19 protein-coding genes are annotated in these 21693 nt (G+C 72.8%); 9 read left to right on the top strand and 10 right to left on the bottom strand.

Going from position 1 to position 21693, the window contains the following annotated elements:
• The first annotated feature begins 47 nt into the window (after positions 1–47).
• Positions 48–1538: an FUSC family protein gene (locus ABZ915_RS15110; protein ID WP_361801639.1), complete on the top strand. Its 1491-nt coding sequence runs from the start codon at positions 48–50 to the stop codon at positions 1536–1538.
• A gap of 101 nt (positions 1539–1639) precedes the next feature.
• Positions 1640–2674, top strand: coding sequence for a lactonase family protein (locus ABZ915_RS15105; RefSeq protein ID WP_361801637.1), 1035 nt, complete (start codon positions 1640–1642; stop codon positions 2672–2674).
• A gap of 94 nt (positions 2675–2768) precedes the next feature.
• Here ABZ915_RS15105 and ABZ915_RS15100 read toward each other — a convergent pair whose 3' ends face one another.
• The 4 genes from ABZ915_RS15100 to ABZ915_RS15085 all read right to left on the bottom strand — a co-directional run bounded on the left by ABZ915_RS15100 (position 2769) and on the right by ABZ915_RS15085 (position 6689).
• Positions 2769–3692, bottom strand: coding sequence for a hypothetical protein (locus ABZ915_RS15100; RefSeq protein WP_361801634.1), 924 nt, complete (start codon positions 3690–3692; stop codon positions 2769–2771).
• Between the two features lie 153 nt (positions 3693–3845).
• A complete protein-coding gene (locus ABZ915_RS15095; RefSeq protein ID WP_361801631.1) occupies positions 3846–4832 on the bottom strand; it encodes a BadF/BadG/BcrA/BcrD ATPase family protein in 987 nt (328 codons plus the stop codon).
• Positions 4829–5506: a uracil-DNA glycosylase gene (locus ABZ915_RS15090; protein ID WP_361801628.1), complete on the bottom strand. Its 678-nt coding sequence runs from the start codon at positions 5504–5506 to the stop codon at positions 4829–4831. The genes ABZ915_RS15095 and ABZ915_RS15090 overlap by 4 nt, the downstream gene beginning before the upstream one ends.
• 97 nt (positions 5507–5603) lie before the next feature.
• Positions 5604–6689, bottom strand: coding sequence for an exo-alpha-sialidase (locus ABZ915_RS15085; RefSeq protein WP_361801625.1), 1086 nt, complete (start codon positions 6687–6689; stop codon positions 5604–5606).
• Between the two features lie 284 nt (positions 6690–6973).
• Between ABZ915_RS15085 and ABZ915_RS15080 the strand changes: the two genes are divergently transcribed.
• Positions 6974–7549, top strand: a complete 576-nt coding sequence (locus ABZ915_RS15080; protein WP_361801622.1) for a hypothetical protein — start codon at positions 6974–6976, stop codon at positions 7547–7549.
• 56 nt (positions 7550–7605) lie between these two features.
• On the opposite strand, the gene ABZ915_RS15075 is transcribed toward ABZ915_RS15080, so the two are convergent.
• Together ABZ915_RS15075 and ABZ915_RS15070 are read right to left on the bottom strand one after the other, a co-directional pair.
• A complete protein-coding gene (locus ABZ915_RS15075; RefSeq protein ID WP_361801619.1) occupies positions 7606–9585 on the bottom strand; it encodes a HEAT repeat domain-containing protein in 1980 nt (659 codons plus the stop codon).
• A 230-nt stretch (positions 9586–9815) separates the two neighbouring features.
• Positions 9816–11507: an acyl-CoA dehydrogenase family protein gene (locus ABZ915_RS15070; RefSeq protein ID WP_361801616.1), complete on the bottom strand. Its 1692-nt coding sequence runs from the start codon at positions 11505–11507 to the stop codon at positions 9816–9818.
• Positions 11508–11579: 72 nt separating this feature from the next.
• Between ABZ915_RS15070 and ABZ915_RS15065 the strand changes: the two genes are divergently transcribed.
• Positions 11580–12344, top strand: coding sequence for a PaaX family transcriptional regulator C-terminal domain-containing protein (locus ABZ915_RS15065; RefSeq protein ID WP_361801613.1), 765 nt, complete (start codon positions 11580–11582; stop codon positions 12342–12344).
• A gap of 72 nt (positions 12345–12416) precedes the next feature.
• Here the strand turns inward: ABZ915_RS15065 and ABZ915_RS15060 are convergent, their stop codons facing one another.
• A complete protein-coding gene (locus ABZ915_RS15060; RefSeq protein ID WP_361801610.1) occupies positions 12417–13223 on the bottom strand; it encodes a pectate lyase in 807 nt (268 codons plus the stop codon).
• Positions 13224–13550: 327 nt separating this feature from the next.
• Here ABZ915_RS15060 and ABZ915_RS15055 point away from each other — a divergent pair, with 327 nt between their 5' ends.
• Both ABZ915_RS15055 and ABZ915_RS15050 read left to right on the top strand, forming a co-directional pair.
• The gene (locus tag ABZ915_RS15055; RefSeq protein ID WP_361801607.1) at positions 13551–14858 is read left to right on the top strand and encodes a PHB depolymerase family esterase; all 1308 of its coding nucleotides are present in this window, start codon (positions 13551–13553) and stop codon (positions 14856–14858) included.
• A gap of 71 nt (positions 14859–14929) precedes the next feature.
• Positions 14930–16264 carry an SGNH/GDSL hydrolase family protein gene (locus ABZ915_RS15050; protein WP_361801604.1) on the top strand — a complete coding sequence of 445 codons (1335 nt, stop codon included), beginning with the start codon at positions 14930–14932 and terminating at the stop codon, positions 16262–16264.
• Positions 16265–16301: 37 nt separating this feature from the next.
• Here ABZ915_RS15050 and ABZ915_RS15045 read toward each other — a convergent pair whose 3' ends face one another.
• Together ABZ915_RS15045 and ABZ915_RS15040 are read right to left on the bottom strand one after the other, a co-directional pair.
• Positions 16302–17645: an FAD-dependent oxidoreductase gene (locus ABZ915_RS15045; RefSeq protein WP_361801601.1), complete on the bottom strand. Its 1344-nt coding sequence runs from the start codon at positions 17643–17645 to the stop codon at positions 16302–16304.
• 99 nt (positions 17646–17744) lie between these two features.
• Positions 17745–18425, bottom strand: coding sequence for a helix-turn-helix domain-containing protein (locus tag ABZ915_RS15040; protein WP_361801598.1), 681 nt, complete (start codon positions 18423–18425; stop codon positions 17745–17747).
• 147 nt (positions 18426–18572) lie between these two features.
• On the opposite strand from ABZ915_RS15040, the gene ABZ915_RS15035 reads away from it, so the two are divergent.
• Positions 18573–18821 (top strand): DUF2630 family protein, encoded by a 249-nt coding sequence (locus ABZ915_RS15035; RefSeq protein WP_361801595.1) that lies wholly within the window; start codon positions 18573–18575, stop codon positions 18819–18821.
• A gap of 19 nt (positions 18822–18840) precedes the next feature.
• Here the strand turns inward: ABZ915_RS15035 and ABZ915_RS15030 are convergent, their stop codons facing one another.
• Positions 18841–19530: an HAD-IA family hydrolase gene (locus tag ABZ915_RS15030; RefSeq protein WP_361801592.1), complete on the bottom strand. Its 690-nt coding sequence runs from the start codon at positions 19528–19530 to the stop codon at positions 18841–18843.
• A gap of 342 nt (positions 19531–19872) precedes the next feature.
• Between ABZ915_RS15030 and ABZ915_RS15025 the strand changes: the two genes are divergently transcribed.
• Together ABZ915_RS15025 and ABZ915_RS15020 are read left to right on the top strand one after the other, a co-directional pair.
• Positions 19873–20982, top strand: a complete 1110-nt coding sequence (locus ABZ915_RS15025; RefSeq protein ID WP_361801589.1) for an NDMA-dependent alcohol dehydrogenase — start codon at positions 19873–19875, stop codon at positions 20980–20982.
• A 59-nt stretch (positions 20983–21041) separates the two neighbouring features.
• Positions 21042–21662: a Type 1 glutamine amidotransferase-like domain-containing protein gene (locus tag ABZ915_RS15020; protein ID WP_361801586.1), complete on the top strand. Its 621-nt coding sequence runs from the start codon at positions 21042–21044 to the stop codon at positions 21660–21662.
• Positions 21663–21693 lie beyond the last annotated feature (31 nt).

Raw genomic sequence — 21693 nt, 5'->3', positions numbered from 1 at the left:
TCTCCGCGGCGCCTTTTGTGTGCCGGTACGTCAAGGGGTGGGAAGCAGTGCTGAAGAGGGTGTTCATGGCTCCGGACCCGGGGCGGCTGCGGCTCAGGTTCGCCGCGCGGGCCGTGCTCGGCATCGGACTGGCGGTCATGGTCTGCGGTCTCGCCGGACACTCCCTCGTGGGCGCCGTGACCGGCGGGCTCGCCGCGCTGCTCACCCTGTTCACCGTCACCGACGCCACCGTGCGGGGACAGGCGGTCACGACGGCGCTGCTGCCCGCCGTGGGCCTGCCGGTGCTCGCCGCGGCGGCCGGACTGCACGACCACCCGGTGGCGCGGGACCTGGCCTTCCTCGCGGTGGTCGGGGCGGGCGTGTACGCGCGCCGTTGGGGGCCGCGGGGCCACAGCCTCGGCGTGTTCGCCTTCATGACGTTCTTCGTGGCCCAGTTCCTGCACGCGACCCCGGGGCAACTGCCCGAGCTGTACGCCGCGGTCCTGCTGACCGTGCTCACCGCGGCGGCGGTGCGCTTCGGGCTGTGGTGCTACGAGCGGCGGCTGCCCCCGGCCCCGGTGCCCGCCGCACCCGGCGGCGGCGGACTGGCCCGTGTGACCACCCGGCAGGCGATCCAGGCGACCGCCGGCTCCGCCTTCGCCCTCGTCGTCGGCCAGCTGGTGTCCGGGCAGCGCTGGTACTGGGCCGTCGGCGCCACCTGGTGGATCTTCGTGAACACCGCCTCACGCGGCGAGACGCTGGTCCGCGGCTTCCGCCGGGTCCTCGGCACGTTCATCGGCATCGCCCTGGGACTGCTGGTCGTCCTCCCGCTGCACGGGGCGCCGCTCCCCACCGCCGTCCTCGTCGCCGCGTCGGTCTTCGGCATCTTCTACACCGCCGCCGTGTCCTACACCTGGATGATGCTCTGGGTGACGCTGCTCGCCGAACTCCTCTACGGCCTCCTGGGCGTCCTCAGCCCCGGCCTGCTGGCCCTGCGCCTGACGGAGACCGGCGTCGGCGCCGTCGGTGCCGTGCTGGCCGTCCTGCTCGTGCTGCCCGTCACCACCCACACGACCACCGACGCCTGGATCCAGCGAGCCCTGCGCTGCGTGCACACCTGCACGGCGGAGGCCGCGGCCCGCCTCGCGGGTGACGGGACGGCGGACCCGGCGCTCCGCGTGGCCGAACTCGAGCGGCTGCTCGGCCGGGTACGGCTCTCCGTCGCGCCGCTCGTGCATCCCCTGAACCCCATGCTCGGCCGCAAACGGCGCGCCCGCCGGGTGCTCGCCCTGCTCGACGACTGCGCCCGGGAGATCCGCGGCCTGGTCGTGGTCGCCGCGGACCCGGAGGCCTCCCACGACGCCCGGCTGGCCGCCGCCTGCTGGCGCGTGGAGGCGGCCGTCGAGGCGCTTACCGAGGGCGGCACCGGGCACGTCACCCAACCCGCCGAACCGCCCGCCGAGCCCGCCCTGGCCCACCTGCACGGCCTGGAACGCGCCCTGTCCGACCTGGCCGAGCCCTTGCGGACCCCGCCGGGGGCGGGGCTGGTCGGGGCCTGAGGGCGCCGCGCCACGGTCCCCTCTTGGTCTAGACCGCTGGGGATCGACTGCTACCGTCGGGCCCAGCGGGCATGCGCGGGCGCGGCGAGAAAGGGGCAGCGGTGGCAGAGGGCGGCACGCGGCGGCGGAGGGCGTTCATCGGGTCGTTCACGGCGGCGGGCGGGCCCGGGATCGTGATGGCGGCGGTTCATCCGGAGAGCGGTGCGCTGAGCCTGCTCGGCAGCGTCGGCGGCGTTCCCGACCCGTCGTACCTGGCCCTCGCACCGGGCGGGGACACGCTCTACGCGGTCAGCGAGACCGCCGAGGGAGCGGTGGCCGCCTACCGGGTGCACGGCGAGCGGCCCGAGCTCGCGGGTTCCCCGGTGCCGGTCGGCGGCAGCGGGCCCACGCACCTCAGCGTCCACGACGGCCACGTCCTGACCGCCAACTACGGTTCCGGCAGTGTCACCGTCGTCCCCGTGCGCGCCGACGGCACCCTTGAGGCCGCGCCCTCCGGACACCTCCAGCACACCGGTTCCGGCCCGCACCACAAGCGCCAGCGGGGACCGCACGTCCACCAGGTGCAGTCCGCCCCCTGCGGCCGCTGGGCCGTCAGCGTCGACCTCGGTACGGACTCGGTCCGGGTGTGCACGCTTCGGCGGGGCACCCCGGCGGTGCACCGCGAGTTCGCGCTGCGCCCCGGTTCCGGCCCCCGCCACCTGGCCTTCCATCCGGACGGCCGGTACGCCTACGTCGTCAACGAACTCACCCCGACCGTCACCGTCTGCCGCTGGGAGGGCGACAGCGGCTCCCTGCAACCGCTGGCCGAGATCCCCGTCCTGCCGGGCGCCCCGGCCGGGGACGCCTACCCCTCCGGCATCGTCGTCTCGCCCGACGGCCGCCACGTGTGGATCGCCACGCGAGGCGAGGACGTACTGACCGCGTTCGCCGTCGACGGCGAGGTCCTGCGGCTGATCGGCACGGTCCCGTGCGGCGGTCACTGGCCGCGCGCGCTCGCCGAGTCCCGGGGCGTCCTCTACGCGGCCAACGAACGCTCCGGGAACGTCACCTGGTTCGCGGTCGACCCGGCGACCGGGCTGCCGCGCTACGAGGGCTCGGTCGAGGTGCCCGCGGCCTCCTGCGTGGTCCTCGACTGACGCGGCTCCGCCCGGACAAGGCCAAGGGCCCGCACCTCGGGGGAGGAGCATGCCCCTGGCCGTACCGGTGTCTGTCGTGGCGGACGCCGGCGCCTCAGCGGACCGGCGTGCCCTGCGCCTGCTGCGGGGCGATCCCGAGCGCCGTCGTGTACTTGGCCAGCGCCAGCTTGCCGATCGCGGGGTAGGGGCCGAGCGGCTCCGCGATGGCGCAGTCCGCCTCCGTGGCGGCCGCCTCCAGCAGGCCGGCGTCGATCTCGGGGCCGATCAGATACGGCGCGAGCGCCAGCTGCTGCGAGCCCGAGTTGCGCAGCTGGTCGGCGACGGACGCGATCGAGCCCTCCTGGTCCAGGGCCGCCGCCATCACCGGCACGGCGAGGCGCGCGGCGAGCAGCATGCCGGTGATCCCGGCCGCCTGCACGGCCTCGTCGCCGCCGACGGAGGCCAGGATGATGCCGTCCGCCGCGGTCGCCACGGTGAACAGCCGGGCCCGGTCGGCGCGGGCCAGGCCCGCCTCGGACAGGCGCACGTGCAGCGCCTCGGCGAGCAGCGGGTGCGGGCCGAGGACGTCGGTCAGCTCGGCGGCGATCCGGCTGTCCATGAGGGCCTGCCGGACGCGGCGCAGCAGCGCGCTGTCGGGGCCGGCCAGCAGCGGAACGACGACGGCCACCGGGCCGTCGGGCTCCTTGACGTCGATGCCCGCGGCGCGCGCCTGCTCGTAGCGGGCCGTGCGCTCCTCGGCGGTGTAGGCGAGCACGGACTTCAGCGTCGGGAACTCCGCGTCGTCCCCGTCCAGGTAGCCGATCCGGGCATCCAGGCCGGGCAGCTCGGAGCGGGCGATGCTCACGACCTCCTCGGCGAGGCCGCGCGTGGCGGCGCTGGGCGTGCCGGGCACCGCGAGGACGAGCGCGGGCGCGCCCTCGGGAGCCACCAGCGGTTCGGGGCGGCGGTGCCGTCCGGGCTGGCGGGGTCGCGGCATTCGTACTGGCAGGCCGGACGCGGGCCCAGTGGGGGAGCTCATGGCGCCGCATGTTACTGGTTTCCTGGGCTTCTCTGTTCGGGGAGGGTGCAGGTGAGCGGTATCCGTCCGGTTTTGTCTGATGAGTTACGGACACATGAGAAGTGATCCCTTCACGTTTCGGACACTCCCTGGACACTTCCTTCACCGACGGGATCAATCCCGTTTTGTGGGCACCACGTACAACATCGCCTCATCACCCGGGAGAGTGAGCCGCCCGGCCGCCAACTCGGCCGCCAGCCGCACCGCGCCGTGCAGCGGATCCCCCTCGGCCGGGACATGACGGGCGTGCGGCAGCCGCCGCGCCAACTCCTCGGCCAGCGGTACGAGAAGCGGCGCGCCCAGCTTGACCAGACCCCCGGTGACAGCCACGTGGGGCTCCCCTCCGGGCGGGCAGACCGCTGCGGCGGATTCGGCCATGTGCCGGGCCGCGGCGTGCAGGATGCCGGCCGCGACGGGATCACTCGCGGCCGAGGCGGCCACCTGGGGCGCGAAGGAGGCGAGGACGGCGGGGCGGTCCGCGCGCGGGTAGAGCGTGCCGGGCAGCCCCGAAACCGGCCCGAACCGCTCCTCGGCGCACGTCAGCAGCGGGGCGGAGCCGCCGTCGCGTCCGTCATGGGCACGCAGCGCCGCCTCGAGCCCGGCCCGCCCGATCCAGGCGCCGCTGCCGCAGTCGCCCAGCAGATGGCCCCAGCCGTCCGCCCGCCGCCAGCTCGTCAGATCGGTGCCGAGCGCGATCAGTCCCGTGCCCGCGGCGACCACGGCCCCGGTTCGTGGACCCAGCGCACCCACGTACGCGGTGACGGCGTCGGCGGCGAGTGCCACGGCCCGCACCCCGAGTTCCCGGGCCAGGGCGCCCGGCAGCTCGGCACGCAGCGCCCCGCCCAGGGACGCGAACCCGGCGGCACCGACCACGGCCGTGTCCAGCTCGCCGACCTCGGTCTCCGCCATCAACGCCCGGACCATCGGCAGGAGTTGTCCCATCAGGTGCGCGGGGTCGATCCCCCGGGCACCGGTGCGCACCGGTGCCCGTGACTGCCCCTGCGCGGACGGACCGCGCCCGGCCACCCCGACGACGACCCGCAGGCCGGAGCCTCCCGAGTCGACGGCCAGGAAGCCGGGTTCGGCCCCCGCGCCGGTCATGGCAGGCGCCAGTCCACGGGTTGTCCCCCCTGCCGGATCAGCAGGTCGTTGGCCCGGCTGAAGGGACGGGAGCCGAAGAAGCCGCGGTCGGCCGACATCGGTGACGGGTGCGCCGACTCCACCGACGGCAGATCGCCCAGCAGCGGACGCAGGTTGCGGGCGTCGCGGCCCCACAGGACGGACACCAGCGGCTTGCCGCGCGCGGCCAGCGCGCGGATCGCCTGCTCGGTGACCTCCTCCCAGCCCTTGCCGCGGTGCGCGGCGGGGCTGCGCGGGGCCGTGGTGAGCGCCCTGTTGAGCAGCAGCACGCCCTGCTGCGTCCACGGGGTGAGGTCGCCGGTCGACGGCTGGGGCAGCCCCAGGTCGGCGCCCAGCTCGCGGAAGATGTTGATCAGACTGGGCGGCAGCGGCCGTACGTCCGGCGCGACCGAGAACGACAGCCCCACCGCGTGTCCGGGGGTGGGGTACGGGTCCTGGCCGACGATCAGGACGCGGACGTCGTCGAAGGGCTGCTGGAAGGCGCGCAGGACGTTCGGCCCGGCCGGGAGGTAGGTGCGTCCCGCCGCGATCTCCGCGCGCAGGAAGTCGCCCATCGCGGCGATCTGTCCGGCCACGGGTTCCAGGGCCTTCGCCCAGCCCGGTTCGACGATTTCATGCAAGGGTCGTGGTGCCACGGGCGTCACCCTACTGCCGCACGCGGTGCCTTGATCAAGCGTTGGCCGCCGGCCGACCGAGGATGACCGAACCGTCGTGACTTCCTTTCGCGCCGCCTCAACCCACGACCGCCGCCCGCACGCACAGCACGTCCGGCAGATGGGAGGCGAGCAGCTGCCAGCTGTCGCCGTCGTCGCCCGAGGCGTACACCTCGCCGTTGCGATTGCCGAAGTAGACGCCCGCCGGGTCCGCGTCGTCCGTGCGGAGCGCGTCGCGCAGCACCGTGCCGTAGTGGTCCTCCTGGGGCAGCCCGGCGGTCAGGGACTCCCAGGTCTTGCCCGCGTCCTGGGTGCGGAAGACCCGGCAGCGACGGTCGGCGGGCACCCGGTCGGCGTCGGCGTTGATCGGGAAGACGTAGGCCGTGTCACCCCGGTGCGGGTGGGCGGCCACCGCGAAGCCGAAGGTGGACGGCAGGTCCGCGCCGATGTCCGTCCAGTGCGCGCCCGTGTCGTCGCTGCGGTACACCCCCCAGTGGTTCTGGAGGTAGAGCCGGTCCGGATTGGCCGAATCCTGCGCGATCTTGTGCACGCACTGGCCGAACTCCGGGTTCGGGTCCGGCAGGAACACCGCGGACACACCGGAGTTGGACGGCGCCCAGCTCGCGCCGCCATCCGTGGTGCGGAACACCCCGGCCGTCGAGACCGCGACGGTCACCGCCCGCGGGTCGCGGTGGTCGGTCACCACGGTGTGCAGGCCCTCACCGCCGCCGCCCGGCACCCACCGCGAGCGGGTGGGGTGCTCCCACAGCGGGCGCACCAGCTCGAAGCTCTCCCCGCGGTCCTCCGAGCGGTACAGCGCGGCCGGTTCCGTGCCCGCGTACACCACGTCCGGCTCGGCGGCGGCCGGGTGCAGCTGCCAGACCCGCTCCAGGGAGGCGCCCGTGTCCTGGGGGAACTTCACGGCCGGCCGGGCCGGTTCGGTCCAGGTGCGGCCCAGGTCGTCGGAGTGGAACACCGACGGACCCCAGTGCGTGCTGTCGCCTCCGGCCAGCAGCCGCGGGGTGCCGCCGCGGGTGTCCAGGGCGACCGAGTAGACCGCCTGGGCGTTGAAACAGGGACTCTCGTCGAACTCCCAGTCGCCACCTCGCCGCCGCCCGATGAACAGACCCTTTCGGGTGCCCACGGCGAGCAGTACCTCGGTCATGCCGATCACCTCCGGGACGTCTTTGTCACGCGAGTTTTCAGACATCGGCCAGTCTGCACCCCGGCACTGACAGTCAGCTATGGAAGTGGCGTTGTCGCAGGTCGGACGGGTTGTGTCGGCCTGTCGCGGAGATCGATGGGGCGTCTTCCCGTCAGACGCCTGCGCGAACCGGCGCTCTCGTGCGACCGTCGAGTCGGGGGCTCGCCCTGAGCAGGACGGGGACATCCCCCGTATGGGAAGGCGGTCGGGAAGGCGGCCGGTCTGTCCGTGCGCTCGTGAGGAGGATGCCTTTGAAGGCGTTCCGTGGTCCGAAGGTCTGGCTGTGGCGCTGGCGGCGCAACCCGCTCAAACGCCGTGCCGACACGATGGAGGCCTGGCTGGTGCTCGGCGTCTGGCTGCTCACCGTACTGACCGGGGTCCTGTCGGGACTCGCGGCGGCCGGCTCCGTCGAGCACGGGCTGGCCCGGGAGCGCGTCGAGTGGCGCCCGGCCGTGGCCCAGGTCACCAAGAAGGCCCCGGGGACGGAGAACTCCGGCGAGCGGGTGTGGGCCGAGGTCCGCTGGACCGTGCCGGACGGCTCCACGCACACCGGCCAGGCCCGCGTCGAGCCCGGCAGCGAGGCGGGCAGCCCGGTCACCGTGTGGACCGACCCGCAGGGCCGCCTGGTCAGCCGTCCCGCTTCGGTCTCCCAGGCCCATCTGCGCGCCGGCCTGATCGGCGCCCTCGTCGGCGTCAGCGCCGCCGCCGTCCCCCTCGTCTCCGGCCTTGCCCTGCGCGGCCGGCTGGAACGCCGCCGCATGGCGGTCTGGGACGCCGAGTGGGCCCGACTGGGCCCGCAGTGGGGGCGCATGACCGGCTGACGCGACCGGCTGCGGAGCGCGGGGCCGTCGTCACCGGGACGTGGCCGGGCGGCCCCTCACCCTCCCGAAAGTACCTTCCGGCACACCCGGAGCAGTTCCTCGTCCTTCTGTATGTCATGGCTCCCGTACCCGCCCAGCCGCGCCGTGTGGCGCCGAGGACCGGTCACCTCGGCCCGCAGGAGGTCCCTCAGCGGGTCGCCCGCCGGTCCCATGCGGGCCAGGCAGGCGGCGATCGTGCCGCGGGTGTGGGGATTCCCGGCCCAGGCCGCGCGGAACACCGGGAGGACGTCTTCCGGGTCCTGGCCGATCCACCACAGCGCGGCCGCGGCCGAGACCCGTTCCGACACCTTGCTCGCCCCGGTCATACGGCGCAGGGCGGGGAGCGCGGGGCGGGCCACGGGCCCCAGCCGGGCCAGCTCCCCGGCGGCCGGACGGCGGCGCCCGGACCGTTCGTGCGTCAACTCCCGCAGCAGTACGGGAAGTACGACGGACACGTCCTCGCCCGTCGACCACAGTGCCCCCGCGGCCGCCGCCGCGTACTCGGTGTCCAGGAGCGCCCACAGCACCGGTGCCGCCTCCCGGGCGGCGGGGCCGAAGGTGTCCAGGGCGCGGATCGCGCGCCCGACGGCGGTGTCGCGCGGCCCGGCGGCACCCGGCGCGGCACTCAACACGCGTAGGACCTCCGGCAGGGCCGCCACGTCGGACAGGGCCGTGAGCGCCGACAGCAGCGGCACGGCGCGGTCGGCGGCACCGGGCGAGTCGAGGGACATCTGCCCGAGGCGGCGCCGCAGCGCCGGGGCGAGCGGAGCCGCGGCGAACCCGAGGTGCGCGACCGCGTGCCCCAGGTCGTCCGGAGGAAGCGGGCCGGCCAGCAGCTGGGCGAGGACGGGCACCGCCCTGGCGTCCCCGCTGCGGGCGAGGGCCTTGAGCGGGCCGCCCAGCGTCGGCGCCCCGCGCTCCCAGCGGCGCACCCACAGGTCGGGCCGTACGGTCACCAGGGCGTGGACGTGCTCGACGGCGGGGGTCGCCAGGTCGAACAGCTCGGCCAGCACCGACACCGCCGCGTCCCGTAACGGATCCTGCTCCGCGCCGACTTGGAGGCCGAGCAGCGCCACGAGCTCCGCGTAGTCGGCGCGCCACTCGCGCAGCAGCCCCGCCGCCATCCACACCGCGTTGCGCCGGTCCACCGGGGCCGGGCTGGTCAACTGCCCGGTGAGCAGGGCCATCCGGTCCGTGACCCGGTCGTCCAGGGCGGTGTGCAGGGTACGCAGCAGGTACGCGCCCTCCTCGTCCGAGGGGCGCAGCCGGCGTATCCGGCCGACCAGGGTGTCCGTGCCGGTTCGGTCCGGCTCGTCCGGCCGCCCGCCGGCCCGCTGTTCCGACCTGTCCCGGAGCAGCCGGACCGCCGTCGGCACCAGATCGGCCGGGAGCCGGTCGGGGGCCCCGAGCGCGAGCTGGCCGAGGGCCGCGAGCCGCAGCCCGGGTCCGTACGGCGGCGCGCTCTGCGCGGCCAGGAGGTCCAGCGCCGCGGCTGCGTGCGCCGGGTGCCGCCGTATGAAGAGGCCCAGGCCCTCGGTGAGGGCCAACAGGACCCGGTCGTCCCGCTCGACCATGATCCGATCCCGCAACAGGCCCAGCACACGCGCCGGATCGTCGAGGAACCGCACCAGCGCCGCCGGTGCCGCGCGCCGCACCCAGGGATCCGGGTCCGCGGCCAGGGAGACGAACACCTCGGCACCCGAGCGGACCGCGTCGCCCTCGCCCTCCGTACCGATGCTCACCAGCAGCTCGACTATGCCGCCCCGGTCCGCGACCTCCGCGCGGCCCGCGAGGGCGAACAGGAACGGAACGCAGGCCAGCGTCGAGTCGTACACGTTCCCCTGGTGGTGCACCGAGCCGTACATCCCGTCCAGGGCGCCCTCCCGCTCGTCCCGGTCCGCGGAGGCCAGCCCCCGCAGCAGTCCCGGCACGTCCTCGGCGCTGCCGTACGCATGCCGCAGCGAGGCCCAGTCGACGTCGTCGATCCCCGTGAACACGTAGTCCTCCCCAGGCGATTGCCACCTGATCGCGAGTCTGCACCACGGCACTGACAACGAAGCGGAATCGCGTGGCGACTGTGTGCGATCCGTCGGCTGGGACCGGCCACGAACCGCGCCCACGGTCCGGAGGGATCAATTCCCCTCGGACAACAGGTGCATGCCATGACAACGAAACCGGTTCCCGCCGGTATGGGGGGCGGAGCGGCGCGGGGGACGGCGACCGGAGGTCAGTTCGCGGCGGGCACCGCCCGCGCCAGGATCCCGTCCATGTCCGCCGAACCCGGCAACGTGCCGAACGCGTACCCCCAGTCCCCGCCGAGCCGGGTCGCGCAGAAGGCGTCGGCGATCGCCGACGGGGCGTGCCGGACGAGAAGGGAGGCCTGTAGCACCAGAGCCATCTCCTCCACCAGGCGTCGGGCACCCGCCGGCCCGGCCTCGGGCAGGCGGTCCTTCAGCCGGCCCACGGCCGCGTCCAGCCGCGCGTCCGCACCACGGGCCAGGGCGAGTTCGGCGAACAGGGCCTCGGCCGTCTCGGGTTCCCGCCCCAGCGCCCGCAGCACATCGAGCGCGTTGACGTTCCCCGAGCCCTCCCAGATCGACAGCAGGGGCGCCTCCCGGTAGTGGCGGGGCATCCCCGACTCCTCCACGTAACCGTTGCCGCCGAGGCACTCCAGGGCCTCCGCCGTGAAGGCCGGCCCCCGCTTGGTCACCCAGTACTTGCCGACGGCGGTCGCGATCCGCCGGAAGGCCTGCTCCCCGGCGTCACCGCGCACCGCACGGTCCGCCGCCCCCGCCAGCCGCAGCGTCAGCGTCGTCGCGGCCTCCGACTCCAGCGCGAGATCGGCCAGCACGTTGCGCATCAGCGGCTGGTCGACGAGCCGCGCGCCGAACGCGCTGCGGTGCCGCGCATGGTGCCCGGCCTCGACGAGCGACTTGCGCATCAGCGCCGCCGACATCATCACGCAGTCCAGCCGGGTGCAGTTGACCATCTCGATGATCGTCTTCACGCCCCGCCCCTCCGCCCCGACCAGCCAGGCCACGGTGCCGTCGAACTCCGGCTCGGAGGAGGCGTTGGACCGGTTGCCCAGCTTGTCCTTCAGCCGCTGGATGCGGAAGGTGTTGCGGGTGCCGTCGGGCAGCACACGGGGGACGAGGAAGCAGGACAGGCCGCCTTCTCCTCCGAGAGGGGATGTCTGGGCCAGCACCAGGAACACGTCGCACATCGGCGCCGACGTGAACCACTTGTGCCCGCGCAGCGTGTACACGCCCGGTTCGGCGGTGGGCGTGGCCGCGGTCGTGTTCGTCCGGACGTCGGAGCCGCCCTGCTTCTCGGTCATGCCCATCCCGGCCAGCAGCCCGGGCTTGTCGGTGGGGACGCGCAACTCCGGGTCGTACTCCCTGCCGGTCAGCAGTGGCTCGTAGACCTTCGCCAGCTCCGGCTGGGCACGCAGCGCGGGGACGGCCGCGTACGTCATCGACGTGGGGCAGCCGTGCCCGGCCTCCGTGTGCCCCCACACCAGCCCGCCCGCACTGCGCGCGACGTGCGCGCCCGGCCGGTCGTCGGCCCAGGGCGCGCCCGCCAGCCCCTCGGCGACCGCGACCCGCATCAGATGGTGCCAGGCGGGGTGGAACTCGACCTCGTCGATCCGGTTGCCGTACCGGTCGTGCGTACGCAGCTCCGGCTCGTGCCGGTTGGCCAGTTCGGCCCACTCCTGCGCCTCCGCGCTGCCCGCCCGCGCGCCCAGCCGCCGGATGTCCTCCTCGGCCCAGCCCGCGCCCTCCCGGCGCAGCCCCTCCAGCAGGGCCACGTCCTCGGACGCGTCGTAGGGGGCCAGGGGAGGGGGCTGGTTCGTGACGTCGTGCGTGGTGTGCCGTGACGGCTGGGGGTGCGGCTGCGGGTGCGCGATGGTGTCGGCCATACCAGCAGTGTTGCATTATTTCTACGGTCGCAGCAATGATGCAATACCACCGGCCCCGTACAGTACGTCTCCATGCACGAGAACGTGGCCGGGAACGCGGCGGCCGGCCTCCCGGAGCTCGAGCTGCGCCCCCTGTCCGCCCGGTCGGTGGTCCTCAGCCTGCTGCTGGGCGCGCATCCGCCCGAGCTGCCCGTGAAGGACCTGGTACGCGCGGTCGAGCCGCTCGGCGTCGGCGGATCCACCCTGCGGGCCGCGCTCAGCCGGATGGTGGCCGCCGGTGACCTGCGGCGCACGGACGCCGTCTACCGGCTCAGCGACCGCCTGCTCAGCCGCCAGGGGCGGCAGGACGAGGCCGTGCATCCGGAGACCCTCCCCTGGGACGGCGACTGGGAGACGGTGGTCGTCATCGCGACCGGCCGCGGCCCCGCCGAACGCGCCGACCTCCGCGCCCGGCTGGCCGCCCGCAGACTCGCCGAACTCCGCGAGGGCGTCTGGCTGCGGCCCGCCAATCTGCGCCGTGCGGAACCCGACGGCCTCGGCGACGTGGTCCGGCGCTTCACCGCCCGGCCCGAGGAACCCGCCCGTGACCTGGCCGCGGGGCTGTGGCCGCTGGACGCCTGGGCGGACACCGCCAGGGCGCTGCTCGCCCACGTCGCCGCGACCGACCGCCCGGCCGACCGCTTCACCGCCCTCGCGGCCGTCGTGCGCCACCTCCTGGCCGACCCCGTCCTGCCCACCGGACTCCTGCCCGCCGGCTGGCCGGGCCCGGACCTGCGCGCCGCGTACACCGGCTACCAGCGGGAGCTGACGGACGCGATGCTCGGTCGCACCCGGTAGGCGGTGGCAGGCGGCCGTACGAAGCGCCGTCAGGTGCGCCTCGTACGACCGCCGTCGTGGGGGAGCCGTGTCCTACCTGTAGGTGATGTCGGAGGACGCGTACTTGCAGTTCGTCCCGTCAGGGCCGCTGCCGTTCTTGGGCGGCTCCGCGCCCGTGTTGTTGCCGATGTACTTCTGGCAGGGCACGATCTTCTTGCTGCTGTCCCCGACGATCGTGATCTTCTTCAGCGTCGCGCTGTCGCCGTAGTTGGTGTTGATCCCGACGAGCGCGCTGCCCTTGTAGGTCGCCTCGATGGTGTTGAGGTTGATGGTCCGCTTGTACTGCGTCCGGCAGTTGCCGCAGGAACGGACCAGCTTGCCGAAGTTCTGCACCGCGAAGTTCGAGACGTTGAGCGTGCCGGCGCCGTTGAACTGGAACACCTTGTCGCTGGCCTCCTTCGCGCCACCGCCGGAGACGGTGTACACGTTGGACGACGAGGAGCCGAGGAACGTCGCCGCGTCCTCGCCCACGTCCTCCCACCAGACGTTCTGAAGCGTGCAGCTGCCCAGGCAGTGGATGCCGTCCGCGGCGGGCGCGCCGATGATCACGTTCTTCAGAACGGTGCCGGGGGCCAGTTCGAGGATCGGGTCCTGGTCCTCGCTCTGTCCGCCGGTGCCGAGGTCTCCGCTGCCGTACAGGCGCTTCATCCCGTAGTCCTTGGTGCCGGAGACGGAGATGGTGGAGGTGACCGCCTGGCTGCCGTTGGCGGAGGGCCAGGTGGCGGCGCTCGCCGGCGTCAGGGCTCCGTCAGTCATGATCATGACAGCCGAGAGTCCGACAGCGGCCAGTGCGCCGGTCAGGGCGCGCCTGCGGGCGCGCGGTCGTGCCGAAGAAGTCATGTCCCGATTCCTTCTTCCTTGTTGGGGACGGTCAGGGGCGTAGGGCGGCGTGGCGAAGGTGCCGAGCTGCCGGACCCGACCGGTGTGGGGGGCCACGCACGAGGTCATGTGGATGAACTTCATGCGTGATGTGGAACGCCGTACGCGAACAGATGGTCAGATCGGGGGCAATATCCGCCCCCCGGGTCATGTCACTGAACGGGACCGTAGGATGCAAGCGCTTTCTAGTCAACGCTTTGCGCAGAAGGCGGCAGGGCTTGTTCCGGCCGCGGGGAAGTCGCGTGGGAGCGCTTCCATGACGGCCATGTCCATGCCACGATGCCGCACATGCCCCCCACAGTGCCTTTACGACGCATCCTGACCGCACTCCTCGCGGCGCTGCTCCCGCTGCTCGCGGCGGCGTTCCTCACCGCGCCGCCGGCCGCCGCCCGCACCGACGCCCCCGCCGCCCTGCCCACGGCCACGCTCACCGAGGTCACCGGCTTCGGCGACAACCCCAGCAACCTCCAGATGTACATGTACGTGCCGAGCGGCGTCACCGCGCACCCGGCGGTCGTGGTGGCCGTGCACTGGTGCGGCGGCTCCGCCTCCGCCATGTACTCCGGCACCGAGTGGGCCCAACTGGCCGACCAGTACGGGTTCGTCGTCGTGTACCCGTCGGTGACCCGGGCCAGCAAGTGCTTCGACGTCTCCTCCCCGCAGGCCCTGCGCCACGGCGGCGGCAGCGACCCGGTCGGCATCAGGTCGATGGTGGACTGGGCGACCCGCACCTACTCGGCCGACACCGGCAAGGTGTTCGTCACCGGCATCTCCTCCGGCGCGATGATGACGAACGTCCTGCTCGGCGACTACCCGGACGTGTTCGCCGCGGGCGCCGCGTTCTCCGGTGTGCCCTTCGGGTGCTTCGCCACCACCGACGGCTCCGAGTGGAACAGCACCTGCTCCTCGGGCGCCCTCACCCACACCCCGCAGGAATGGGGCGACCTGGTCCGTGGCGCCTACCCCGGCTACAGCGGCCCCCGGCCGCGGATGCAGCTGTGGCACGGCACCGAGGACGACGTGCTGCGCTACCCCAACTTCGGGGAGGCGATCAAGCAGTGGACCAATGTCCTCGGCGTGAGCCAGACACCCGCCGCCACCGACTCGCCCCAGTCCGGGTGGACCCGCACCCGCTACGGCTCCACCGGTGATCAGGCACCCGTCGAGGCCATCAGCCTCCAGGGCGTCGGCCACAACCTGTACACCTACGGCATGGCGGCCCGCGCGCTGCACTTCTTCGGCCTCGACAGCGGCGGCAGCGTGCCCCCGACACCGGCCGGGGCCTGCAAGGTGACGGTCACCACCAACGCCTGGAGCACCGGCCTGACCGCCTCCGTGACCATCACCAACACCGGGACGACAGCGGTCACCGGCTGGAAACTGGGCTTCACCCTGCCCTCCGGCCAGACCATCACCAATGGCTGGAACGCCACCTACAGCCCGTCCTCCGGAGCGGTGACGGCCACCAACGCCTCCTACAACGGCACCATCGCGCCGAACGCCGGCGTCAGCATCGGCTACCAGGCCACGCACACCGGCAACAGCGCCGCTCCCACCGCCTACACCCTCAACGGAACCGCCTGCACGGTCGGTTGACGAACCCGGGTGCGCGCCGCACGGGAGTTCGGGGCGCACCCGCCACCCATCCCCTTGTCAGGAAGGGCCACGTGAAGCCGCCCAGACGAATCCCGCTCGCCACCCTGATCAGCACCTGTGTCCTCGTCCTCGCACTCGTCGTGACGTCGTCGGCACTCACCGCCCTGGTCGGCGGCTCCGACGCCGCGTCACCGCAGGCCACCTCGCACCCGGCCACCGGCAGGCACTGGGTCAACACCTGGACCGCGATGCCGCAGCTCACCGAACCCGCCAACCTGCCGCCCGCGCCCTTCACCGGCACCAAATCCGTCCTGGCCGACACCACCCTGCGGCAGACCCTGCGCGTGTCCACCGGCGGCCACCGCATCCGGCTGCGTTTCTCCAACGCCTACGGCGACACCCCGCTGCCGCTCACGGCGGTGACGGTGGCGCTGCCGCAGGGCGGACAGGCGGGAGCCGCCGCGGTCGAGCCCGGCAGCACCCAGCGGGTGACCTTCTCGGGGCGCGCCTTCGCGACCGTCCCGGTCGGCGCCGAGGTGGTCTCCGATCCCCTGGACTTCGACCTGGCGACGGGATCCGCCCTGACCGTCACGGCGTACCTCGCACAGGGCCAGCCGTCGCTCGCGCTCACCTCGCACCCGGGCTCGCGCACGACCTCGTACCTGATCAGCGGAGACCACACCCAGGACCAGGACCTTCCGGGCGCGACCCCGGTCAACCACTGGTACCTGCTGAGCGACGTCGAGGTCCTGTCACCGGGGGCCACCGAGGCACTGGCGATCCTGGGCGACTCGCTGACCGACGGCCGCGGCTCCACCACCAACGGCAACGACCGCTGGCCCGACCAGCTCTTCGACCGCCTCCGGACCCGGCCGGCCACCTCCGGCATCGCCGTCCTCAACCAGGCGGCGGGCGGCAACCGCGTCCTCGATGACGGGCTCGGCCCCAACGTCCTCGCCCGCCTCGACCGCGACGTCCTCTCCCGCAGCGGCGTCTCCCGGCTGATCGTCTTCGAGGGCGTCAACGACATCGGCACCGCCGACGCCACCCCCGACGCCCAGCGCCGGCTCACCGACGACCTGATCGCCGCCTACCGGCAGATCGTCGTCCGCGCCCACGCCCAGGGCATCCGCGTCTACGGCGCCACCCTGACACCCTTCGGCGGCAGCACCCTCTACGACGACCCCGCAGGCGAACGCGAGGCCTCCCGGCAGCGCGTCAACGCCTGGATCCGCACCCCCGGCCACTTCGACGCGGTCATCGACTTCGACCGCGCGGTACGGGACCCGGACAACCCCCGCCGCCTCCGCCCGGACCTGCACGACGGGGACTGGCTGCACCTGAACCCGACGGGGTACGGGAAGCTGGCCGCGGCGGTGCCCACGGGGCTGTTCCGCAGGAACTGAACCCCCGAGGGCGGCCGGGACCAGACGGCCGCCGCCCCTAAGGGGCCGCCGTCCGCGCCGCCGCCAGCAGCGAGTCCCAGTCGGCCAGTTTGACCACGCTCCGCCCGAGCGAGGCGCCGAGTTCCGCCTCGGCACGCTCGATCGCCTGCCAGCCCGCCCACGGCACCGGATCGATCCCGATGGCCCGCAGCGCCGCGACGGGATCGTCCGGGGCGGGCCGGCGGGCGAGCACCGGGGCGTCGGCGAGCAGGGAGGTCGCCGTCTCCTTGGCGCACGGGCGGTTGGTGCCGATGACACCCGTCGGGCCGCGCTTGATCCAGCCGGCCACGTACTCGCCCGCCGACACTGCGCAGCCGCGCACCACCCGGCCGTCGACGTTCGGCACCGTGCCGCTCTCCGCGTCGAACGGCAGCCCCTCCAGCGGCACTCCGCGATAGCCGACCGAGCGCAGCACCAACTGCGCCTCGACGTCCTCGAACCGGCCGGTGCCCGTGACGCCGCCCTGCCCGTCCGGCACGGTCCGTTCGAAGCGCACCGCGCCCACGCGCCCGCCTCGGGCGAGGAGTTCGACGGGGCGCAGGAAGAAGCGCAGCCGGATGTGGTGCGACGCCTCCGGGGACGGCAGCGCCGCCCAGCCGCGCAGCACCTCCACATTGCGCCGCCGCGGCGCGGGCAGCCCGGACGGGTCGACGTACTCCGGGTCGAGCGCCAGTTCGTCCGGGTCCACGGTGACCTCGGTGCCGGGCAGTGCGCCCAGCTCGCGCAGCTCCTTGGTGGTGAAACGGGCCTGCGAGGGGCCGCGCCGGCCCACCATCCTCACCTCCCGCACCCCGCTCGCCGCCAGCGTGGTGAGCGCCGCCTGCGGCATGTCGGTGGGGCTCAGCTCCGTCGCGCCGCGGGCCAGCATCCGGGTGACGTCCACGGCGACATTGCCGACGCCGATGACCACGGCCGACCGGGCGCCGGTCAGGAAACCGGCCTCGACCGCGTCGGGATGCGCGCTGTACCAGGACACGAACTCGGTCGCCGACCAGCTGCCCGGCAGTTCCTCGCCCGGAATGCCGAGGTGGCGGTCGGTCGCGGCGCCCACGCAGTACACGACCGCGTGGTACAGCTTCTTCAGCCGCTCGACGGACACCCCGCCTGGGCCGCCGACCCGCACGCCCCCGAGGAACCGCACCCGGTCGTGCTCCAGCACCGTGCGCAGGCTGCCCTGAAGCGACTTGATCTTCTCGTGGTCCGGGGCCACGCCGTAACGCACCAGGCCGTACGGGCACGGCAGTCGGTCCAGTACGTCGACGAACACCTCGGAATCCAGCTGGACCAGGCTCTGGGCGGTGTAACACCCGCTCGGCCCGGAGCCGACGACGGCGACACGCATGGCTCCAGCATCGCACCGCGGCGGCTCCGCTGACAGGGGCCGGAGGAGTGATGCGCCGTGGAGCCGGTGACGTCACCCCACCGGCTCCAGGGACCGTCCCTAGCGGGCGCCCCGCTGGTCCCCCGGCCGCTCCTCCGTTGCGAAGAACCGCGACAGGTCCTTCTCGCACGGCTCGTCCGCCGCTTCCGTCCCGGGCGGGACGCCCAGCTCCCAGTCGAGGCCGTAACGCTGGAACAGCTCGTCCCGCAGCTTCGGGACCGGCATCGGCACGCCCGGCACCAGCGCCGCGTACACCGCCCCCATCAGCACGGCGCGCAGCAGGGGATAGTCGGCCCGGACGTCCTGCGAGCCGTACCTGGCGACCGTGTCGCCGAGCAGCTCGGACAGGCGGCGCTGCTCCGGGCACTGGACGAGGCCCTCGGCCTGGAGCAGCCCGGCCATGTGCTGGCGCATCAGCACGGGCCGGTCCCGGGCCAGGCCCAGGATCGCGTCGATGGCCCGCGCCAGCCGCTCCCGCCCGTCGTCGGTGCGCGGCTCGCGCTCCAGCGCCTCCTCCAGCGTGCGGTGCATCAGCCGGTGCACGGCGGACTGCACGAGCTGGCGTTTGCCGGGGAAGTAGTACGACACCAGACCGCGCGCCGAGCCCGCCCGGTCCGCGATGTCACCCAGGGTCGTGGCCTCGTACCCGTGCTCGCCGACCAGCTCCACCGCGGCCTGGAGGAGCCGCTCCCGGGAACGCCGCCGCAACTCTTCATTGACCGAGGCGCTGCGCGGGGACATGCTGTGACTCCTGCGTTGACTGGCTGCCAGCCAACTATAATCGACGCACCAGGCGCCGCTTCGGCCGGGGCCTGTTCAGAGCTGCCGTCCGTCTGGGACGACACGGGGGATCGTCTCAGGCGGGCGGCTCTGAGGAGCGTGGCGGACATGGAACAGGACCGGCAGATCCTGGCCCGGATCACGGAGATGGTCGAGGACGAGCACAGGCTGCGGGCCGCGCTCGCGGCCGGCGAGATCGACAGCGCCACCGAGCAACAGCGGCTCGGCAGCCTGGAACGCCGGCTCGACCAGTGCTGGGACCTGCTGCGCCGACGCCGTGCCAAGGCCGAGTTCGGGGACGACCCCGACGAGGTCCGGGTGCGCTCCGAGTCACAGGTCGAGGGACACCAGGGCTGAACCGGCCGGGCCGGCCGGTTCAGCCCACCAGGTCCAGCACCGGCAGCAGCGCGTCCGGCCGCTCGGTCACCGGCAGGTGGTCCACGAAGTGCACCCGGCACCCCAGAGCCGCCGCACCACCGTCCGCCGGCCGGCTGTCGCCGACCATCAGCGCGTCCCGCGGTTCGACGCCGAGCGCCGCGCAGGCCGTGGCGAACAGACGCGGGTCCGGCTTCTGGATGCCGTGCTCGTACGACAGCACGTACGCGTCCACGTACCCGTCGAGCCCGTGCTCGCGGAAGACCGGGCGCAGGTCCCAGCCGATGTTGCTGACCACGCCCACGCCGATCCCGCGCTCGCGCAGGGTGCCGAGCACCTCGGCGGCGTCGGGGTACGGGGACCAGGCCCGCGGGGACATGTGCCGGTCGTACAGCGCCTCGTGCAGCCCCGGATCGGGCAGCGCAACCCGGCGGGACAGACCGGTGTACGCGGCCCGGTGCAGCGCGGCGCTCTCGTCCCGGACCGCCCACACCTCCGCCAACTCCGCGGGCAGCTCGACCGGAGCCGCCCCGCCGGGCAGCGCCCCCGCGGCCTCCAACGCGCTTGCCGCCTCGGTCAGTTCACGCTCGGACAGCTCCAACGCCGACGCGGCCAGCACGGCACGCAGCCAGGACTCGGTGGACTCGACGCGGAACAGGGTCCCGGAGAAGTCGAAGAGGACGGCAGCCATGCGGTGGACTGTATTGGACCATGGCCGACGGCGGGCGGTCGTCCCGAAGGACGGATGCCTGTGACTGTCGGACTTCCGACGTCCTGGGTGCGCGGCATTACGCTATGCTTCCGGCGTGTAACTGGGGGGAATCTCTTTGAGCCCGGGTTCCGAGCCGGCATGTCAGCGGTCTCCCTGTGCCCCGGTTGCCGACGATCGGTCGCCAGACCAAGCAGGAGAGTTCGAGTCGTCGCGACGACGGTACGGGGCGCGATCCCCCTTGCTTCGACGGATCGCCGCCTGAGCAGTCCTCGTGATGTGTACCCAGCAGACCCCGAGCGGCGTATCCAACGGAGGCGGACGGTGCGGACGAGGGCAGCTGTTCTGGCGGGACCTGGTCAGGACTGGGACGTTGTCGACCTGGAGCTGGACGATCCAAGGGAAGGCGAGGTTCTCCTTCGCGTCGAGGTCGCCGGCCTCTGTCACTCGGACGAGCACCTCAAACACAGCGATGACGCACGCTTTCCCGTCGTGGGCGGCCATGAGGGCGCCGGAGTCGTCGAGATGGTGGGCCCCGGTGTGACCCAGGTGCGTCCCGGTGATCACGTGGTGTGTTCGTTCATCCCGGTGTGCGGCCGCTGCCGGTGGTGTTCCACGGGGCGCACGTTCCTCTGCGACGAATCCCCGGATCTCGTGGGTGCGATGCGGGACGGGTCCTTCCGGTTCCACCGCGGCGCACGCGACTTCGGCGCGATGGACAGCCTGGGAACGTTCTCCCGGCGTGCCGTGATCTCCGCGAACAACTGCGTCCCCATCGACAAGAGCGTGCCGTTCGGCGTCGCGTCACTGCTGAGTTGCTGTGTACCGACGGGCTGGGGGGCGGCGGTCCGGGTGGCCGAGGTGCGTCCGGGGGATGTCGTCGTCGTCTTCGGCTGCGGTGGAGTGGGCTGCAACGCAGTGCAAGGCGCGGCAACGGCGGGAGCCGGAGAACTGGTGGTCATCGACCCGGTGCAGGCCAAACGGGACTTCGCGCTGAAGATGGGAGCGACGGCCGTCCATGCCGACGCCGGCTCGGCCGCGGACGAGATCGCGCGGTCGACCCGCGGGGTCGGGGCCGACGTCGTGATCGTCACGGCGGGCGTGGTCGACGCCGAGATCATCACTTCGGCGTTCGACATCACTCGAAAAGGCGGAACCGTCGTATTGATCGGCGCGCACGACCGATCCAGCGAAGTGACGGTCAAGCTGCCCGGAACCCTGCTCACGGTCGAAAGCAAGCGCGTCGTCGGCTCCCTCTACGGCAACTGCAATCCGCGGAGTGACATACCGCTGCTGCTCCGGATGTATCAGGAGGGAAAGCTGATGCTGGATGAAATCATATCGGCCCAGTATCAGCTCGACGATGTCCGGCAAGGGTATGCCGACATGCATGCGGGGAAGAATGTCCGCGGCGTTATAGTGCATGGCGATTAGCGTTGCGTGTCCGGTGTGGAAATTAGTACAGCTATCTGTAATGGAACGGAGTGTGCCGCATGGCTTCGCGTGATCTGCTTCTTGTCTCTCTGGGGCTGGGTGCCGTCACTGAATTCGTCGGCGGAGACCCCAGGGGAAAAAGGCTGGCTTTCGTCCCCGACGCGGGCGACCCCTACGCGGACCGCTCGTTCGTCGAGCGGGACCGGTCGCTTCTGGGTCGACTGGGGTTCGACCTGCTGGAAGTGACGCTGGGAGGCAAGACGGCAGCGGAACTGCGTGCCGAGCTGGTGGGCGTGGACGTGGTCTTCGTCGCGGGCGGGAATTCGTTCTACCTGCTGGAGAAAGCTCTGGCGAGCGGCTTCGGTGAAGTGCTCGGGGAGTTGCTCGACCATGGTGTCAAGTACATCGGTGCCAGTGCCGGTGCCATTTTGCTCGGACCCGATCTCCGGCCCGTAGCCACCCTTGATGATCCCCAGGAGGCGCCGGGCCTCGAAGATCACCGCGGACTGGGTCTCGTCGACTTCGTCGTCCTGCCGCACTATGGGAACGAAAAGTATCTGCCGGAATACGAAGCCATCATTCGCCGGTACGAGGACGAACTGACGCTCGTGCCACTGCGCAACGACCAGGCGGTACGTGTCCGGGGCGACAAGTACGAAGTCATCGACTCCGCGGAGTAGCTGACCACTGTCCGCAGGCGCCTGCCGTCCG

The organism is Streptomyces sp. NPDC046915 (assembly GCF_040644935.1).
Lineage (GTDB): Bacteria > Actinomycetota > Actinomycetes > Streptomycetales > Streptomycetaceae > Streptomyces.
This window is presented reverse-complemented; position numbering and strand designations above follow the sequence as displayed.

What these genes read in the sequence shown, in the direction of transcription:
- ABZ915_RS15100 (WP_361801634.1), bottom strand. Translation starts at nt 3,692, where the DNA reads ATGAGCTCCCCCACTGGGCCCGCGTCCGGCCTGCCAGTACGAATGCCG.
- ABZ915_RS15095 (WP_361801631.1), bottom strand. Translation starts at nt 4,832, where the DNA reads ATGACCGGCGCGGGGGCCGAACCCGGCTTCCTGGCCGTCGACTCGGGA.
- ABZ915_RS15085 (WP_361801625.1), bottom strand. Translation starts at nt 6,689, where the DNA reads ATGACCGAGGTACTGCTCGCCGTGGGCACCCGAAAGGGTCTGTTCATC.
- ABZ915_RS15080 (WP_361801622.1), top strand. Translation starts at nt 6,974, where the DNA reads ATGCCTTTGAAGGCGTTCCGTGGTCCGAAGGTCTGGCTGTGGCGCTGG.
- ABZ915_RS15070 (WP_361801616.1), bottom strand. Translation starts at nt 11,507, where the DNA reads ATGGCCGACACCATCGCGCACCCGCAGCCGCACCCCCAGCCGTCACGG.
- ABZ915_RS15065 (WP_361801613.1), top strand. Translation starts at nt 11,580, where the DNA reads ATGCACGAGAACGTGGCCGGGAACGCGGCGGCCGGCCTCCCGGAGCTC.
- ABZ915_RS15060 (WP_361801610.1), bottom strand. Translation starts at nt 13,223, where the DNA reads ATGACTTCTTCGGCACGACCGCGCGCCCGCAGGCGCGCCCTGACCGGC.
- ABZ915_RS15055 (WP_361801607.1), top strand. Translation starts at nt 13,551, where the DNA reads ATGCCCCCCACAGTGCCTTTACGACGCATCCTGACCGCACTCCTCGCG.
- ABZ915_RS15045 (WP_361801601.1), bottom strand. Translation starts at nt 17,645, where the DNA reads ATGCGTGTCGCCGTCGTCGGCTCCGGGCCGAGCGGGTGTTACACCGCC.
- ABZ915_RS15040 (WP_361801598.1), bottom strand. Translation starts at nt 18,425, where the DNA reads ATGTCCCCGCGCAGCGCCTCGGTCAATGAAGAGTTGCGGCGGCGTTCC.
- ABZ915_RS15035 (WP_361801595.1), top strand. Translation starts at nt 18,573, where the DNA reads ATGGAACAGGACCGGCAGATCCTGGCCCGGATCACGGAGATGGTCGAG.
- ABZ915_RS15030 (WP_361801592.1), bottom strand. Translation starts at nt 19,530, where the DNA reads ATGGCTGCCGTCCTCTTCGACTTCTCCGGGACCCTGTTCCGCGTCGAG.
- ABZ915_RS15020 (WP_361801586.1), top strand. Translation starts at nt 21,042, where the DNA reads ATGGCTTCGCGTGATCTGCTTCTTGTCTCTCTGGGGCTGGGTGCCGTC.